This is a genomic window from Treponema sp. R6D11, assembly GCF_054786075.1.
In genome coordinates this window covers 1-314 of sequence record NZ_BDHD01001386.1, presented here as the reverse complement: position 1 = coordinate 314, position 314 = coordinate 1, and the positions used below count along the sequence as shown (strand labels likewise).

The 314-nt window shown below is 41.1% G+C and carries 1 protein-coding gene; it reads right to left on the bottom strand.

The annotated features are described in order from the left end of the window. Positions 1-250 (bottom strand): rod shape-determining protein MreC (locus ACYVTD_RS18865; RefSeq protein ID WP_461249111.1); only part of this gene is annotated, 250 nt, incomplete at its 3' end. Between the last annotated feature and the right edge of the window lie 64 nt (positions 251-314).

Sequence of the window (314 nt, the reverse complement as noted above, 5' to 3'; positions counted from 1 at the left end):
CTGTTAATCCTTGCTGCTGATAGTCCGATTGAAAATCAGATAAGGGCGCGACGTATTCCGAAGTGTCTTTATCAAGCAAAAAAACATATTCCAATCTTGAAAAATCAAGCATGGGAAGAACTTCTATCTCCAATGTCGTTTCATATTCTGGCGAAATAATTTTATTGACCCTTCCTATATTAATTTCCGCGGGATAAATGCCCCCCATTCCGCTTGAAACGACAACATCGCCGATATTTATTTCGTCCATGGCGCGTTTCGGAACTATGACCGGCCAGCTCTCCGGATTTTTCTCAGGGTTATTTATCGATTTT